The following is a 2,677-nucleotide window of genomic DNA, read 5'->3' on the forward strand; positions in this document are numbered from 1 at the left end:
ACCCCGGCGCCCCCTCCGCCACCGACGCCATCCCGGACAAGCAGCCCGCCGCCGTCACCGACTTCTCCCAGGGCCCGGCCGCCAACGACCAGGCGATGGCGGACGCAGAAGTCACCGAGGACCAGCTCGCCAGGGGCAACGAGCCCGAGTTCGACCAGGCCCTGTCCGCGAAGAAGACCGCCGAGACCGACTCCGCAAAGGCCCCCGCCAAGGGCAGGACGGCCGAGAACCAGCAGCTCTCCACCGCCAAGGCCAACGCCGCCGCCTCCGGCGCCCAGGCCATCAACACCCTCACCGCAACCCGTGCCACGGCAGGCAAACAGGTCGACGGCGGCAAGGGCGAGACGAAGTCCAAGGACGAGAAACGGCGCGCCGAGGTCACCGCCAAGCTCCAGAAGGTCTACGACACCACGAAGAAGGACGTCGAGGAGACCCTCTCCGGCCTGGACAAGAAGGTCGATTCGGCGTTCACGCAGGGGGAGAAGGCGGCCCGGGACGCGTTCACCGCCGATCACAAGCGCCGCATGAAGAAGTACAAGGACAAGCGGTACTCAGGCATGTTCGGCGGCGCGAAGTGGGCCAAGGACAAGCTGCTGGGCATGCCGGAGGAGGCCAACGCCCTCTTCCAGGAGGCCCGCAAGCTCTACGTCGCGCAGATGCAGACCGTCATCTCCTCGGTCGCCGACCTCATCGGCACCGAACTGGGCCGCGCGAAGGCCCGCATCGCCAAGGGCCGGGCGGAGCTGAAGGCCGAGGTCGACAGACTCCCCGCGGACCTGCGCGAGTTCGGCCAGGAGGCCGCCACCGACTTCGCGGGGAAGTTCGACGACCTGGAAGCCACCGTCAACGAGAAGTCCGAGCAACTGGTCCAGGACCTCGCCCAGAAATACACCGCCGCCCTGAACAAGATCGACGAGGAGATCAAGAAGCTCCAGGAAGCCAACAAGGGCCTCGTCGACAAGGCGAAGGACGCCATCGTCGGCGTCCTCAAGACCATCAACGAACTCAAGAACCTCCTCCTGGGCATCCTCGCCAAGGCCGCCTCCGCCATCATGAAGATCATCAAGGACCCCATCGGGGTCACGGACTTCTCCCAGGGCCCGGCCGCCAACGACCAGGCGATGGCGGACGCCGAGGTCACCGAGGACCAGCTCGCCAGGGGCAACGAGCCCGAGTTCGACCAGGCCCTGTCCGCGAAGAAGACCGCCGAGACCGACTCCGTCAAGGCCCCCGCCAAGGGCAGGACGGCCGAGAACCAGCAGCTCTCCACCGCCAAGGCCAACGCCGCCGCCTCCGGCGCCCAGGCCATCAACGCCCTCACCGCGACCAGGGCCTCGGCAGGCAAACAGGTCGACGGCGGCAAGGGCGAGACGAAGTCCAAGGACGAGAAACGGCGGGCCGAGGTCACCGCCAAGCTCCAGAAGGTCTACGACACCACGAAGAAGGATGTCGAGACCACCCTCTCCGGCCTGGACAAGAAGGTCGACACCGCGTTCACGCAGGGCGAGAAGGCGGCCCGCGACGCGTTCACCGCCGATCACAAGCGCCGCATGAAGAAGTACAAGGACAAGCGGTACTCAGGCATGTTCGGCGGCGCGAAGTGGGCCAAGGACAAGCTGCTGGGCATGCCGAAGGAGGCCAACGCCCTCTTCCAGGAGGCCCGCAAGCTCTACGTCGCGCAGATGCAGACCGTCATCTCCTCGGTCGCCGACCTCATCGGCACCGAACTCGGCCGCGCGAAGGCCCGCATAGCCAAGGGCCGGGCGGAGCTGAAGGCCGAGGTCGACAGACTCCCCGCAGACCTGCGCGAGTTCGGCCAGGAGGCCGCCACCGACTTCGCGGGCAAGTTCGACGACCTGGAAACCACCGTCAACGAGAAGTCCGAACAACTGGTCCAGGACCTCGCCCAGAAATACACCGCCGCCCTGAACAAGATCGACGAGGAGATCAAGAAGCTCCAGGAAGCCAACAAGGGCCTCGTCGACAAGGCGAAGGACGCCATCGTCGGCGTCCTCAAGACCATCAACGAACTCAAGAACCTCCTCCTGGGCATCCTCGCCAAGGCCGCCTCCGCCATCATGAAGATCATCAAGGACCCCATCGGGTTCCTCGGCAACCTCGTSKYSGCSGTSGGCGCCGGACTCAACCTCTTCATCACCAACATCGCCACCCACCTCAAGACCGGCGTCGTCTCCTGGCTSCTSGGCACCGCGGTCAAGGCCGGACTCGAACTCCCCCAGAAGTTCGACCTCAAGGGCATCATCCAGCTCATCGCCTCCCTCCTCGGCCTGACCTGGGACAACATCCGCGCCCGCATCACCCGCAAGGGCATCCCCGACCAGGCCATGACAGCCGTCGAGTCCTCCGTCCCCGTCGCCAAGAAACTCGCCACCGAGGGCCCCGCGGGCGCCGTCAAGGAAATCCAGACCGAGGCCGGCGACCTCAAGGCCACCATCCTCGAAAAACTCACCAGCTACCTCATCCCCACCGTCATCATCGCCGGCATCACCTGGATCATCTCCCTCCTCAACCCCGCCTCCGCCTTCATCCGCGCCGTCAAGGGCATCATCGACATCGTCACGTTCATCGTGAACCAGGGCGCCCAGATCGTGGAGTTCGTCAACGCCGTCCTGGATTCGGTCATCGCCATCGCCAACGGCGGATCGGCCGGCGTCCC

1 pseudogene is annotated in these 2,677 nt (G+C 66.0%); it reads left to right on the forward strand.

Annotated features, from left to right (window positions below):
* Nucleotides 1–656: 656 nt before the first annotated feature.
* Nucleotides 657–2,677, forward strand: a pseudogene (locus EAO76_RS11450) (hypothetical protein); the annotation flags it as partial.

The sequence above is a fragment of the Streptomyces sp. sk2.1 genome, from assembly GCF_008120935.1.
Taxonomy (GTDB): domain Bacteria; phylum Actinomycetota; class Actinomycetes; order Streptomycetales; family Streptomycetaceae; genus Streptomyces.